Below are 13,195 nucleotides of genomic sequence, written 5' to 3'. Positions count from 1 at the left end.
GGGACGCCGATGAACGACACGATCACAGAAGACCTCCTCTCCCCGTATCCGCGGGCCGACACGGTCCACGAGTTCATGCTGGCCGCCGCCCGCACGGCGCCGGACAGCCCGGCGGTGGTCGAGCTCTCGGCCGAGGGCGGTCTGCGGACCGTCTCCTACCGGCGGCTCGAACGGCGGGCGCACGACTACGCGGTCGTCCTGGACGGGCTGGGGCTCCGCGCCGGCGACCGGGTCGTCCTGGAGTCGCACACCTCGGCCTCGGCCATCGCGGCGTTCCTGGCCTGCTCCTCGCTGGGGCTGACGTTCGTCCCGGTGAGCCCGGAGACGCCCGACGAGCGGCTCCGGTGGATCGTGGACGCCGCCGCCCCCGTGCTCCACCTCCAGGCCGACGGCGGAACCCGCGAAGGACTGCCGGAGCAGGTGGGCACCGGGCGGTTCGGCCCGGCGGGGCTCGAGGTGGACCGCCGGCCCGCGGCGTCCCCGGGCGGCCGGCGCCGCGAGGCCCTCGGGATCGACCCGGCGTACATCATCTTCACCTCCGGCACGACCGGCCGCCCCAAGGGCGTGGTGATGAGCCACCGCGGAGTCCTGGCGTTCTACCGGGGGATGCTCTCGCACGGCATCGTCACCGCCGCCGACCGGGTGGCGACCACCTCGCCCCTGCAGTTCGACTTCGCGCTGCTGGACATCGGCCTGGCGCTGGGCAGCGGGGCGGCGGTGGTGCCGGTCCCGCGGACCCTGCTGCGCTGGCCCCGGCGCTTCCTCGGTTTCCTGCGGGACGCGGAGGCGACCCAGGTCAACGGGGTGCCGTCGATCTGGCGCCCGGTCCTGCGGCACGAACCCGAGCTGCTCGCCGGGCTGGACCGGGTGCGCGGCATCCTGTTCTCCGGGGAGGAGTTCCCGCTCGCGGAGCTGCGCCGGCTCCAGGAACTGCTGCCGGGGACCCGCGTCGTCAACTGCTACGGTCCCACCGAGGTGATGGCGGCCTCGCTCACGGACGTCCCCAGCCCGGTCCCCGACGACCTGGAGCGGCTCTCCATCGGCTTCCCCTACCCGGGTTCGGAGATGACCCTCGTCGACGAGGCCGGGCGGGTGGTCGACGAGCCGGGCGCCGCCGGAGTGATCCACCTGCGCACCCCCTCCCTGTTCACCGGCTACTGGGACGACCCGGAGACCACCGCGTCCGTGCTGGTCCCCGACCCGCTCAACCCCCGGTCCGGGCAGCTCGTGTTCCGTACCGGCGACCGCGCCTACCGGGGGGAGCACGGGGAGCTGTACTACTGCGGCCGCGTCGACTCGCAGGTGCAGATCCGCGGCAACCGGGTCGAACTAGGCGAGGTGGAGCACCGGCTCAGGGAGTTCCCCGGGGTCGGCGCCGCGGCCGCCCTGGTGCTGGACCGGGACGGCGCCGACCCCCTGCTGAGCGCGTTCGTCGTCGCGTCCCCCGGGACGGGCCCCCTGGACCGGGCGGGGCTGCGCTCCTTCTGCAAGCGGGCCCTGCCCGACTACATGGTTCCCCAGGAACTCCACGTGCTCGACGAACTCCCCGTCACCCACAACGGGAAACTCGACCGGGCCGCGCTGGCGGCGCGGTCCGGCGTCACCTGATCCTTGAGACCGAAGGACTACGCGCATGACCCTGCTGGCTGCGAGCGTCACCGACACCGCGCGATTCCGGGCCTACGGGCCGCGTCAGATAAACGAGATCGCCGCCCGGTACGGCCTCTCCGAGGACGTCCGGGAGACGGTGCGGCTCTTCTCACTGGTACTGCCCTTCCGGGTGAACGAGTACGTGCTCTCGCAGCTCGTCGACTGGCGCCGGGCTCCCGAGGACCCGATCTTCCAGCTGGTCTTTCCGCAGCGGGGGATGCTGACGGCGGACGACGAGCTGCTGCTGGCGCGGCTGTCCGGCGAGGGCGGCTCCAGGGCGGAGCTCGACGCCGCCGTCCGGCGGATCCGGGCCCGGCTCAACCCGCATCCGGCCGGGCAGATGCAGCTGAACGTCCCCCGGCACGACGGCGTCGAGCTGCCGGGGCTGCAGCACAAGTACCGCGAGACCGTGCTCTACTTCCCGGGCCAGGGCCAGACCTGCCACTCCTACTGCACCTACTGCTTCCGCTGGGCGCAGTTCGTCGGGGAGGCCGACCTCCGGTTCGCCGCGCCCGGCCCCGAGGGGCTCGTCTCCTACCTGGGGGAGCACCCCGAGGTGTCCGACGTGCTGGTCACCGGGGGCGACCCCATGGTGATGTCCACCGCGCGGCTGCGGAGCCACCTGGAACCGCTGCTGGGGGTGCCGACGGTGCGGACCATCCGCATCGGCACCAAGTCGGTCGCCTACTGGCCGCAGCGCTTCGTCACCGACAAGGACGCCGACGACGCGCTGCGGCTGTTCGAGGAGGTGGTGGCCTCCGGGCGCAACCTCGCCGTGATGGCGCACTTCAGCCATCCGCGGGAGCTGGGCACCGACCTCGCGCGGCAGGCGCTCCGGCGCATCAGGTCCACCGGCGCGCTGGTCTACTGCCAGGCGCCGATCATCGCGCACGTCAACGACGACGCCGAGACGTGGGCGGAGCTGTGGCGCACGGAGCTGGCGGCCGGCGCGGTGCCCTACTACATGTTCGTGGAGCGGGACACGGGCCCGCACGACTACTTCAAGGTTCCCCTGGCCAGGTCGGTGGAGGTGTTCAGGGCGGCCTACCGGGAACTGCCCGGCCTCGCCCGCACCGTGCGCGGCCCGGTGATGTCGGCCACCCCGGGCAAGGTCGCGGTGGACGGCGTCGAGCAGACCCCGGAGGGGCGTTTCTTCCGGCTCCGCATGCTGCAGGCGCGCAACCCCGCACTGGTCGGCCGGCCCTTCCGGGCCCACTACTCGGCCGACGCCTCGTGGCTCGACGAGCTCAAGCTCGACACGTCGACCCCCGCCGACCTGGCGGAGGCCGTACGCGGAACCCCGAAAGGATCTGGCAGTGACTCCTCCGCTCCCTGAAGGGAGCGGCTTCTCGCTAAGCCGCTTGCGCAGCCTCACGAAGGGCAAGCCCTGCCCTCAAAATGTTGATCGCCGCGTTCACGTCGGCGTGCGCTTCATGCCCGCACGCCGTACACCGGAACGCGGCCTGGGTGAGGCGGTTCTCCTTCGCGCAGTGCCCGCATCGGGCACAGGTGCGGGAGGTGTCGGCGGGGTTCACCGCGATCAGCTCTCGACCGGCGCTTTCAGCCTTGTACGACAGGATCGTCAGGAACACCCCCCAACCCGCATCCAGGATCGAACGGTTCAGCCCGGACTTGGCCGCGACGCCCCGGCCAGGCGCGTCGAGCGTGCCGGACGCGCTGCGGGTCATGTTCGCGACCTTCAGTGCCTCGTGCACGATCACGTCGTAGGCGGCCACCAGAGCGTTCGCGGCCTTGTGGGCGTGGTCGAGGCGCTGCCGCCGCACCGTGGCGTGCAGGGCCGCGACCCGGGCGACGGCCTTGCGGCGGCGCTTGGACCCTCTCTTCTTGCGGGCGAGGTCGCGCTGCGCCGCCGCCAGCCGGTCGGCGGAGGCGGCCAGGTGGCGCGGGTTGCCGAGGTGCCCGCCGTCGGAGGTGGTCACCAGGGAGGCGACGCCCAGGTCGATCCCCGCGGCGGCGCCGGTGGCGGGCAAGGGCTGGGCGGGCACGTCGTCGCACGACAGGATCACGTACCAGCGGGAGCCCTCCCGCTTGACACTGATCGTCTTCACCTTCCCGCGCACGGGCCGGTGCCGGTGGACGCGGACGTGCCCGACGCCCTGCAACCTCACGTAGGTCGCGGTCGGGTGCTCGGGCTGGGAGTCCCACCGGCAGCCGTCGCCGTCCTTGGGCCAGATGACGGTGCCGAACCGGCCGCGGCCTTTGAACCGGGGGAAGCCCGGCGTGCGCCCGGCCTTGACGCGCGTGAAGAACGCGCGGAACGCCTTGTCGAGCCGGCGCAGGGTGGCCTGCTGGGAGGAGAACGACCAGCGGTCCTGCCCGCCGGGGTCGTCGGCGCGGATGTGCTTCAACTCGGCCGACTGGTCGCCGTAGCGGATCGTGGCCCCGGCTTTGGCGTAGGCGGTGCGGCGGTGCTCCAGGGCGGCGTTGTACAGCTGCCGGTGGTCCTCCAGGCACGCCGCGAGCGCCGCCGCCTGTCGAGCGGTGGGGCGCAGCAGGAACGTGTACGACCTGCGCACACCCACCTCCCATCACGTTCGGTAACGGTAACACCACGATCTCGGCGGGCGCCGACAAAACCGGGAAGGACATTCATGATGCGCGAACCTGACAGGTCAGGGCACGCTCGGGCCTGGGCGGCTCTCCCGCTCCCGATTCCCCCGTCGCCTCAAGGCGACGGTCCCCTCGGGAGGATCTGATGGTCAGTCGAAGAGTCTCGCCTAACCTGGCGCTCAACCAGCTGGTGGCGGAGCGCAGGGCCGTCGGCGAGTCCATCGTGCACCTCGGGTTCGGTGAGGCCCGGCTGCCCGTCTTCCCTCCCCTGATGGCCGAGTTGGTGACCGGTGCGGCGCGGAACGGCTACGGCCCCGTCGCGGGCGGCGCGGCGGCGCGGGAGGCCGCGGCGGGCTACTTCACGCGGCGGCGGATGCCGACGGAACCGGACCAGGTGGTGGTGGCTCCGGGCAGCAAGCCCCTGCTGATGGCGTTGAACATGGTCGTGCCCGGTGACGTGCTGCTGCCCCGCCCGTGTTGGAACACCTACGCGCCCCAGGCGCACCTGGCGGGCAAGACGGCCATCAGCGTGCCGATCCCCGAGGACTGGGGCGGCGTGCCGGAGCCCGGGGCGCTGCGGGAGTCCATCCGCGCCGCGCGGGTGCTCGGCCACGACCCCCGCATCATGGTGCTCACCATGCCGGACAACCCGACGGGCACCGTGGCGCCGCCGGAGCTGGTGCGGGAACTCTGCTCGATCGCCGAGGAGGAGGACCTGCTCATCGTCAGCGACGAGATCTACCGCGATCTCGTGCACGATCCGGACCTGCCGTTCCTCGGCCCGGCCGAGGTGGCGCCGCGCCGTACGGTGGTCACCACGGGACTGAGCAAGAGCCTGGCGATCGGCGGCTGGCGGATCGGCGTGATCCGCTTCCCGGAGGGGCCGGCGGGGGAGCGGATCCGCGACGGCGTCCTGTCGTTCGCCAGCGAGGTGTGGTCCACGCTGGCCAACCCCATGCAGGAGGTCGCGGCCTACGCGCTGGCCGAGCCCCCGGCCCTGCTCCGGCACCGGGCGGCCTGCGCCCGGCTGCACGGGATCGTGGCCAGGGCGGTGCACCGCATCGTGGCCGGCGTGGGCGCCTCGTGCCGCCCGCCCACCGGAGGCTTCTACATCTACCCGGACTTCGAGCCGCTCCGGGAGACGCTGGGCCGCCACGCCGTCACCGACTCCGCCTCGTTCGAACGCCACCTGCTCGACGCGTTCGGCGTGGCGGTGCTCGGCGGCCACCACCTCGGCGACGACGGGCGGGCGCTGCGGATCAAGATGGCCACCGCCGTCCTGTACGGCGACACGGAGGAGCAGCAGTGGGAGGCCCTGCACGCGGCCGACCCGCTGCGGGTCACGCACGTCGCGGAGGTCCTCGGCCGGATCGACGAGAGCTTCACCAAGCTGTGCGGTTGAGCGCGCCGGGCACCGGGTCCCGCCCGGTGCCCGCACGCCGTGCCCGCGGCCCGGTCGCGAGGACGGCTCACCGCACGAGGACGGCTCACCGCACGAGGACGCCCCGGCGCACGAGGACGGCTCCGCATGTGAGAACGGCTCCGCACGCGAGAAGGGACCCGCCATGGTGCGGCGGGTCCCTTCTCGCGTGCGGAGCCGTACCGCTCCTGCCGCAGGGCCGGGCTACCAGGTGACCGGGAGCTCGCCGTTCACGCCGTGCACGAGGGTGTGGCTCTTGAAGGAGACCTCCTCCCGGGGCACGGCCAGCCGCAGCTCCGGGATGCGGGCGAAGAGGGTGGTGAACACGACCTCCAGCTCCACCCGCACGATGTTCGCACCGGGGCACTGGTGGATGCCGTGGCCGAAGGCGGAGTGGCCGAAGGTGTCCCGGTGGATGTCGAACCTGTCGGGGTCGGGGAAGACGTTCTCGTCCCGGTTGGCCGAGGAGGTGAGCGCGATGACGCCCTCGCCCGCACGGATCAGCGTCCCGCCGATCTCGACGTCCTGGAGTACGGCGCGGGCCGGGCTGGAGTCCGCGATGCTGAGGTAGCGGAGCAGCTCCTCCACGGCGTTGGGGGCCAGCCCCGGGTCACCGCGCAGCTCGGCGAGCTGCTCCGGGTGCTCCAGCAGGACCAGCACCCCCAGAGCGATCATGTTCGAGGTCGTGTCGAAGCCGCCGAACAGCAGGTTCTTGGCGAGGTTGAGGATGTCGCGACGCTCGATCGTGGGCGTCTCACGGTTCTTGACGATGATCCTGCTGATCACGTCGTCACCCGGGGAGGCCTCCTTCTCCGAGACCAGCTTGTCGAGGTAGGCCTCCATCTCGATCTGGGCGCTGATCATCTCCTCCTGCTCGACGTCGCTCCTGACCAGCGTCTCGGCGACCCGGCGGAAGAAGTCGCTGTCGGCGGCCGGCACGCCCAGCAGCTCGCAGAAGATCAGCGCGGGCACCGGGAACGCCAGCGCCTGGATCAGGTCCACGGGACCGTCCTGCGCCAGCATGGCGTCGATGTGCTCGTCCACGATCTCCTGGATGCGGGGGCGGAGCGCCTGCGCCCGCCGGGCCGTCAGCTCCGGGATGAGGACGCGCCGCCGCGCGCTGTGCTCGGGCGGGTCCATGGCGACCAGGGGGAGCTCCAGCTGCTGGAGCATCTCGTCCGGCACCGGGACCTGGAGGGGGTAGGCGGGCAGCTTCCAGTTCGAGCTCATCGTCGAGTCGCTGAGCACCTGCCGCACGTCCTCGTGCCGGGAGACCGCCCAGACCTCCTTGCCGGACCAGCGCAGCCTCACCTTGGCGGGGGTGCCGGCGGCGCGCATCCCGGCGTACTCGGGAGGCGGGCTGAACGGGCACGTTCCCCTGTCCATCGGAAAGGGGCTGGGCTCGGAACCGTTGTCCGAAGGACCGGTGGAATCGGTCATCTGGAGATCGCCTTTCGATCCGGGGTGTCGATCGGGAATCGCGTCGAATCTGCTAAGAAGAATATGCGCGCATATAATCGTGTCAGCCCCTAGGGACCCCTTATCCGACGGCCGTGTGATATTCCGGATAGGGGCGGGTAGGGGTTATGGGCGTGCCGCGCCGAATGGAGACTTGGGGAGACGGCCAAACCCTGTTCGCGTAGCGGGGAGCAGACGAATGAAGACCGATCTCCAGCTGGACCCTGCGATCATGTTTCCTGGAATGGGTCCCTCCGACTTCGCCGGTCTGGCGAAGTTCATGTTGATAAACCCCGTCGCGCGCGGGCTGATGGCCGGCGCCGACGACGTCCTGGGCTACTCCCTCTTCGACCGCTACCGCGACTCGGTGGGCGACTACACCGAGCACGCCCAGGTCGCGTTCATGGTGAACTGCCTGGCCCTGGCCCGGTGGGCGGAGCAGGAGCTCGGCATCCGGCCCGAGGTCTGCGTCGGCCCCAGCTTCGGCGGGAAGGTGGCCGCCGTCTACTCCGGCGCGCTGACCTTCGAGGAGGGCGTGCTGATGGTCCTGCGGTGCGCGCGCGCCCTGGAGGAGCACACCGCCCGCGACCACCGCGACCTGGTGACCCAGTCCTTCGCGCGCACCCCGCAGGAGCGGCTCGACGGGATCCTCCGGGAGCTGGACGAGCGCGGGGAGTGGTACGACCTGTCCTGCCACGTCGACGACGACTTCCACATGCTCACCCTGGAGCGGGGGCGGCTCGACTGGCTGACCGGGCGGCTGCGCGCCGCCGGGGGCATGCCCCTGTACACCATGCACCCGCCCATGCACACCAGGGCCCTGGCCCCGCTGCGGGACGAGGTCGAGCGCGAGGTCTTCGGCGGGCTCCGGTTCGCCGACCCGCGGATCCCGGTCGTCGCCGACCAGGACGGCCGGCTGCTCGACACGGGTGAGGGCGTGCGGGAGATGCTGCTGGACGGGTTCGTGGAGCCCGTGCGGTGGCCGCGCGCCGTGGCGGGGCTCAGACGGCTGAACGTGCGGAGACTCTACGTGTCCGGTCCGGACGCGCTCTTCGGGCGCGTCCGGTGCACCACCTCCAGCTTCGAGGTCGTGCCGGTCACCCCGCGGGTCGCCCTGAGACCGCGGAGCCTGAGGGCGGCGGGCTGAATGGGCGGCCGGACCGGACGGAGAACGCCGCCCGGGGTCCGCGGACTCCGGGCGGCGTTTCCGCGCGTTCGCTCAGGCCGGTGTGCCGATCAGCCGGGAGAGGGCGCCCCAGAGCGTTCCCGGCGTGGCGAAGGTCTCCATTTCCAGTGCCTCGTCCACGAATCTGACCTGGTATTCGCCCTCCAGCTGGGAGAGCAGGTCGACCATCCCAACGGAGTCCAGGCCGAGATCGCGGAGGTCGCTTTCCCAGGTCATCTCATCATCCGCGGAGATGAACGGCAGATGTCTGCGCAGAATTTCCTCGAACTGCTTCTCCAACATGATGGCTCCGAATCTTCCAGGGGCTGTGCGCCGGACTTCTTCGCTGTGAAGGTAGAACCGGCTCCGCATGAACGGCAACCCTTGTTAACCCTTGTCCTCCCGGAGGAAGAATGACGGAGACAATCGGATGCGGATTACATGAGCGCTTTCTCCGGGGGCTGTCCGGCTCACCCGGGCGGGTGGCGGTCCGCGCCGGCGCGGAGACCGTCTCCTACGAGGAGGCCCACCGGCTGGCCCTGCGGTGGGCGGGCGCGCTCCTGGCGGCCCCCGCGGAACCCCCGCGGGCCGTCGGCGTCCTGGCGGGCAAGGGGATCGAGTCGTACGTCGGCATCCTCGCGGCCCTCTACACCGGCGCCACCGTGGTGCCGCTGAACCCGGACTTCCCCGCGGTCCGCACCGAGCGCATGCTCCGGGCGGCCGGGGCGTCGGTGGTGCTGGCCGACGGGCGCGGGCTCGCGGCCCTGGCGGAGACCTCCCTGGACCTCCCCGTCGTCGCGCCCGGCGGCGACGCGGGGACGCGGCTCCGCACGGTCCCGGTCTCCGGCGGCGACGCCCTCGACGCCCCGGCGCGGGTCCGCGCCGACGACGTCGCCTACGTCCTGTTCACCTCCGGCTCGACCGGGCGTCCCAAGGGCGTGCCGATCACCCACGGCAGCACGCACCACTACTTCGGGCTCCTCGACGAGCGGTACGACTTCCGTCCGGACGACGTCTTCTCGCAGACCTTCGACCTGAACTTCGACTGCGCGATGTTCGACATGTTCTGCGCCTGGGGCGCCGGAGCGAGCGTGCACCCCGTCCCCGCGCAGGCCTACCGGGACCTGCCGGCTTTCTTCGCCGAGCGGGGGATGACCGTGTGGTTCTCCACCCCGGCCGGCATCTCCGTCGCCCGCAAGACGGGCGGCCTGGCCCCGGGCGCCTTCCCGACGCTCCGGTGGAGTTTTTTCGCGGGTGAGGCGCTGCGGTGCGCCGACGCCGCGGACTGGCAGGCGGCGGCGCCCGCCTCGGCGGTGGAGAACCTCTACGGGCCGACGGAGCTCACCGTCACCGTCACCGGGCACCGCTGGTCGCCGGAGACCTCCGCGGACCTGGGCGTCAACGGCCTCGTGCCGATCGGCGCGCTGCACGAGGGGCACGACCACCTCCTGCTCGCCGAGGGCGGCGGGTTCGCCGAGGACGAGGGCGAGCTGTGCGTCACCGGCCCGCAGATGACGGCGGGTTACCTCGACCCCGAGGACGACGACGGCCGGTTCCTCAAGCACGACGGGCGTGCGTGGTACCGCACGGGGGACCGGGTCCGGCGCCTGGCGGACGGGGAACTGCTCTATCTGGGGCGCCTGGACTCCCAGGTGCAGATCCAGGGCTGGCGGGTCGAGCTCGCCGAGGTCGAACACGAGATCCGGTCGTGCGACGGCGTCGAGGACGCCGTCGCCGTGACCCGGCCCGGCCCCAACGGCACCGAGCTCGTCGTCTTCTACACCGGGGTGCCCGCCCCGCCCGTCGAGCTCGCCCGCAGGCTCCGGCGGAGCCTGCCGAAGGGCATGCTGCCGAGGGAGTACCGCCACGTCGGGGAGTTCCCGCTGAACTCCAACCGGAAGGTGGACCGGGGGCGGCTGGCGGCCGAGGCGGCGGGCCGGACGCCGGCGGTGGGCGGGTGACCCGTGACGGCCGGGCGGTCGCGGGCCCGGCCCCGCCCGCCGCAGGCCCGGTCTCACTCCGGCGCGGGGCCCTCGCCGGCCGCGGCGCCCCGCTGCCAGGCCAGCAGGGTCCGGAAGGCCTCGGCCAGTTCGGGCCCGGTGGGGGCCCGCTCCGGGTCGACCAGCCACTGCACCATGACACCCGTCGCCAGCGCCTGGAGGAACGAGCCGACCGCCGGCGACGACTCCGCGCCGGTCTCCGGGGACATGCGGCGGAACATCGCCGCCATGCCCTCGCGGCCCTCCTGGATGGCGTCGGCGTAGGCCTGGCGGATCTCCGGGACGCGGTCGACCTGGCCGAAGATCTCCAGGCTGGCCGCCCAGAGCTCGTGGTGGTCGGAGAACTCCTGGATGATCCGCGTCCAGACGGCCTGGAAGCGGCCGACCGGGTCGGCGCCGGGGTCGGCGTCCGCCTCGGCGGCGACGGCCCGTCCGAGCTCGTCGCCCGACTCCACCACGGCCTCGATGAGCGCCTTGTTGAGCAGGGCCTCCTTCGATCCGTAGTGGTAGCCGATGGAGGCCAGGTTCGTGCCGGACGCGGCCACGATGTCCCGTGCCGTCGTGCGGGCGTATCCCTTTTCGACCAGACAGCGCTTGGCGCCGGTGAGCAGGTCGTCGCGGTGTCCCATGGCGGTGATCCTACCTTGTCTAAGACAAGCGTCTTAGACAAGGAACCATATATACGTAAGTCATATACAAGCGTCTATTACAAACGTATGGTGAGGGCATGACAGGAACCAGTCCGCAGGCGGGGCGCAAGGAATGGATCGCCCTGGCCGCGCTCACACTCCCGCCGTTCGTGGTCTCGATGGACATCACCGTGCTGTACTTCGCGGTCCCGTCCATGGCGGCAGACCTCAACCCCAGCAGCACGCAGCAGCTGTGGATGATCGACATCTACGGGTTCGTGCTCGCCGCGTTCCTGATCACGATGGGGAACATCGGCGACATCATCGGCCGCAGGCGCATGCTGCTGATCGGCTCGGCCGTCTTCGGCGCGGCCTCCGCCGCGGTCGCGTTCGCCGCGACCACCGAGATGCTCATCGCGGCCCGCGCGGTGCAGGGCCTCGCGGCCTCGACCCTCATGCCGTCGGCGCTGGCGCTGGTGCGCAACGTCTTCCACGACGAGAGGCAGCGCCGTTCGGCCATCGCCATCTGGTCGGTCGGCGTGGCGGCGGGCGTCAGCGTCGCCCCGATCGTCAGCGGGCTGCTGCTGAACAGCTTCTGGTGGGGTTCGATCTTCCTGATCAACATCCCGGTGATCGCCGTCCTGCTCGTCCTGATCCCCCTGCTGGTCCCGGAGTTCCGGCTGCCCCGCGTCCGGACCGAGAGGTTCGACGTGCTCAGCTCGCTGCTCTCCCTCCTCGCGGTGTTCGCCCTGGTGTGGGGCTTCAAGGAGATCACCGCGAACGGCTTCGGCGCCCTGTCCGCGGCGGGCGTGACGGCGGGCCTGGCCCTGGCCGCGGTCTTCGTGGTCAGGCAGGCGCGGCTGCCGCACCCCATGATCGACACCGCGCTGTTCGCCCACCGGGGGTTCGGCCCGGCCCTGGCGCTCACCTTCACCGCCTTCTTCTGCGTGATCGGCTTCGGGCTGTTCAGCACGCAGTACCTCCTGGAGGTGCTGTCCATGGGGCCGCTGGAAGCCGGGCTGTGGTTCCTCGTCATCCCCGTCCTCACCGGCGTCTGCGCGCCGGTCGCCGCGAGCCTGGTCGGCCGGGTGCGGCCGGCCTACGTGATCGCGGCCGCGTTCCTCGTCGTCGCCGCCGGGTTCACCGCGATGTCCCAGCTGACGCTGGAGCGCGACCTGCTGCTCACCATCGGCGGGATCGCCGCCATCGGCGTCGGCGTCTCGACCGTCATCCCGCTGCTGACCGACATGGTGGTCTCGGTCTCCCCGGAGGAGCAGGCGGGCTCGGTGGCCGCGCTGCAGCGGACCTTCCAGGAGCTCGGCGGAGCCTTCGGCATCGCGCTCTTCGGCAGCGTCGGCGCCGCCGTCTACAGCCGGGAGTTCGCCGCGGGACTCTCCGCCGGGCCGGTGGCGGAGGTGCCGCCCGGCGCGTACGAGACCGTCGGCGCGGCGACCGCGGCGGCCTCCCGGCTGCCCGCGGAGGACGGCTCCACGGTGCTCGCCGTGGCCCGGGAGGCGTTCACCGGCTCCCTCAACCTCGGCGCCGCGGTGGGCATCGGCGTCGCCCTCGCCGCCGCCGTCTTCGCGATCCTCCGGCTGCGCCACATCTCCTACGCCGGTGAGAAGGAGGAGGCCGCCGTGGCGGAACCCGAGCCCGCAGGGGTGGAAGCGGAGCCCGCCCCGGTCGCCGACTGAGCCGCCGCACCACCCGCCGGGAGGCCGGGACCCCGTGAGAGCCCTCACGGGGTCCCGGCCTCCGCCGTCTCCCAGCCCGCGATTCCGGGCCGCGACCCCCGGGACCGTCTCCTCCGCCCGCGCGGCCGTGCCGGCGGAAGCCCGCGGCCGTTACAAGGCGCTGTCGGCCGGCAGGTAGACCGTGCGGGCGTTCTTGCGGGCGCGGCGGGCGGCAGGGATGCGCGCCGCGGTGTTGTCCGGCATCCGTGCCGCGGCGTCTTCCCAGCTGAAGAACTCGGCGGCGTCGAGTTCGTCGGCCTGCAGCATGCACGCCGACGTGTAGATCGTCGGCAGGGTCGCATACCACTCGGGCGGGTCGAGGTACGGCTTGCTCATCAGTAACCTCCGAGGAGACCCCTGCCTTCAGGCGGGGGAGGAATCGGACCTCTGCGGAGCAGGACAGGGGCAGGCGTTTCGCCGCCAGGCGAACCGCCGTCAAAACGCCGCACGACATCGCACGGTTCGGTAGGGTGTTCGGCGGCGATGACAACCAAGCCGCCGAACGAACGATCAGAAACACCCTCGCCGCCGGGCCGGCGGAGAGGTGAAACGCCTGTGGAGCTGATGTA

General features: G+C 71.9%; 11 protein-coding genes. 6 read left to right on the top strand and 5 right to left on the bottom strand.

The window, feature by feature from the left end:
• Positions 1-9 precede the first annotated feature (9 nt).
• Together HS048_RS30365 and HS048_RS30360 are read left to right on the top strand one after the other, a co-directional pair.
• Positions 10-1,608, top strand: a complete 1,599-nt coding sequence (locus HS048_RS30365) for a D-alanine--poly(phosphoribitol) ligase (protein ID WP_196469402.1) — start codon at positions 10-12, stop codon at positions 1,606-1,608.
• Between the two features lie 25 nt (positions 1,609-1,633).
• On the top strand, positions 1,634-2,986 hold the full coding sequence (locus tag HS048_RS30360) for a KamA family radical SAM protein (protein ID WP_196469401.1): 1,353 nt from the start codon (positions 1,634-1,636) through the stop codon (positions 2,984-2,986).
• A gap of 16 nt (positions 2,987-3,002) precedes the next feature.
• Here HS048_RS30360 and HS048_RS30355 read toward each other — a convergent pair whose 3' ends face one another.
• Positions 3,003-4,187 carry a transposase gene (locus tag HS048_RS30355; RefSeq protein WP_307832702.1) on the bottom strand — a complete coding sequence of 395 codons (1,185 nt, stop codon included), beginning with the start codon at positions 4,185-4,187 and terminating at the stop codon, positions 3,003-3,005.
• Positions 4,188-4,366: 179 nt separating this feature from the next.
• On the opposite strand from HS048_RS30355, the gene HS048_RS30350 reads away from it, so the two are divergent.
• The gene (locus HS048_RS30350; RefSeq protein WP_068904248.1) at positions 4,367-5,623 is read left to right on the top strand and encodes a pyridoxal phosphate-dependent aminotransferase; all 1,257 of its coding nucleotides are present in this window, start codon (positions 4,367-4,369) and stop codon (positions 5,621-5,623) included.
• A 222-nt stretch (positions 5,624-5,845) separates the two neighbouring features.
• Here HS048_RS30350 and HS048_RS30345 read toward each other — a convergent pair whose 3' ends face one another.
• Positions 5,846-7,027: a cytochrome P450 gene (locus HS048_RS30345; RefSeq protein ID WP_230881931.1), complete on the bottom strand. Its 1,182-nt coding sequence runs from the start codon at positions 7,025-7,027 to the stop codon at positions 5,846-5,848.
• Positions 7,028-7,298: 271 nt separating this feature from the next.
• Here HS048_RS30345 and HS048_RS30340 point away from each other — a divergent pair, with 271 nt between their 5' ends.
• On the top strand, positions 7,299-8,246 hold the full coding sequence (locus HS048_RS30340) for an ACP S-malonyltransferase (protein WP_068904244.1): 948 nt from the start codon (positions 7,299-7,301) through the stop codon (positions 8,244-8,246).
• A 72-nt stretch (positions 8,247-8,318) separates the two neighbouring features.
• Here HS048_RS30340 and HS048_RS30335 read toward each other — a convergent pair whose 3' ends face one another.
• Positions 8,319-8,567 carry an acyl carrier protein gene (locus HS048_RS30335; protein ID WP_068904242.1) on the bottom strand — a complete coding sequence of 83 codons (249 nt, stop codon included), beginning with the start codon at positions 8,565-8,567 and terminating at the stop codon, positions 8,319-8,321.
• 110 nt (positions 8,568-8,677) lie between these two features.
• On the opposite strand from HS048_RS30335, the gene HS048_RS30330 reads away from it, so the two are divergent.
• Positions 8,678-10,225, top strand: coding sequence for an AMP-binding protein (locus HS048_RS30330; RefSeq protein ID WP_068904240.1), 1,548 nt, complete (start codon positions 8,678-8,680; stop codon positions 10,223-10,225).
• Between the two features lie 53 nt (positions 10,226-10,278).
• Here the strand turns inward: HS048_RS30330 and HS048_RS30325 are convergent, their stop codons facing one another.
• A complete protein-coding gene (locus HS048_RS30325) occupies positions 10,279-10,893 on the bottom strand; it encodes a TetR/AcrR family transcriptional regulator (protein ID WP_068904238.1) in 615 nt (204 codons plus the stop codon).
• A 98-nt stretch (positions 10,894-10,991) separates the two neighbouring features.
• Between HS048_RS30325 and HS048_RS30320 the strand changes: the two genes are divergently transcribed.
• Complete coding sequence (locus HS048_RS30320; protein ID WP_068904236.1) at positions 10,992-12,587, top strand: MFS transporter; 1,596 nt, start codon at positions 10,992-10,994, stop codon at positions 12,585-12,587.
• Positions 12,588-12,737: 150 nt separating this feature from the next.
• Here the strand turns inward: HS048_RS30320 and HS048_RS30315 are convergent, their stop codons facing one another.
• Positions 12,738-12,962, bottom strand: coding sequence for a hypothetical protein (locus tag HS048_RS30315; protein WP_196469399.1), 225 nt, complete (start codon positions 12,960-12,962; stop codon positions 12,738-12,740).
• Positions 12,963-13,195 lie beyond the last annotated feature (233 nt).

The sequence above is a fragment of the Planomonospora sp. ID91781 genome (genome assembly GCF_015711595.1).
In the GTDB taxonomy this organism is placed as follows: domain Bacteria; phylum Actinomycetota; class Actinomycetes; order Streptosporangiales; family Streptosporangiaceae; genus Planomonospora; species Planomonospora parontospora.
This window is presented reverse-complemented; position numbering and strand designations above follow the sequence as displayed.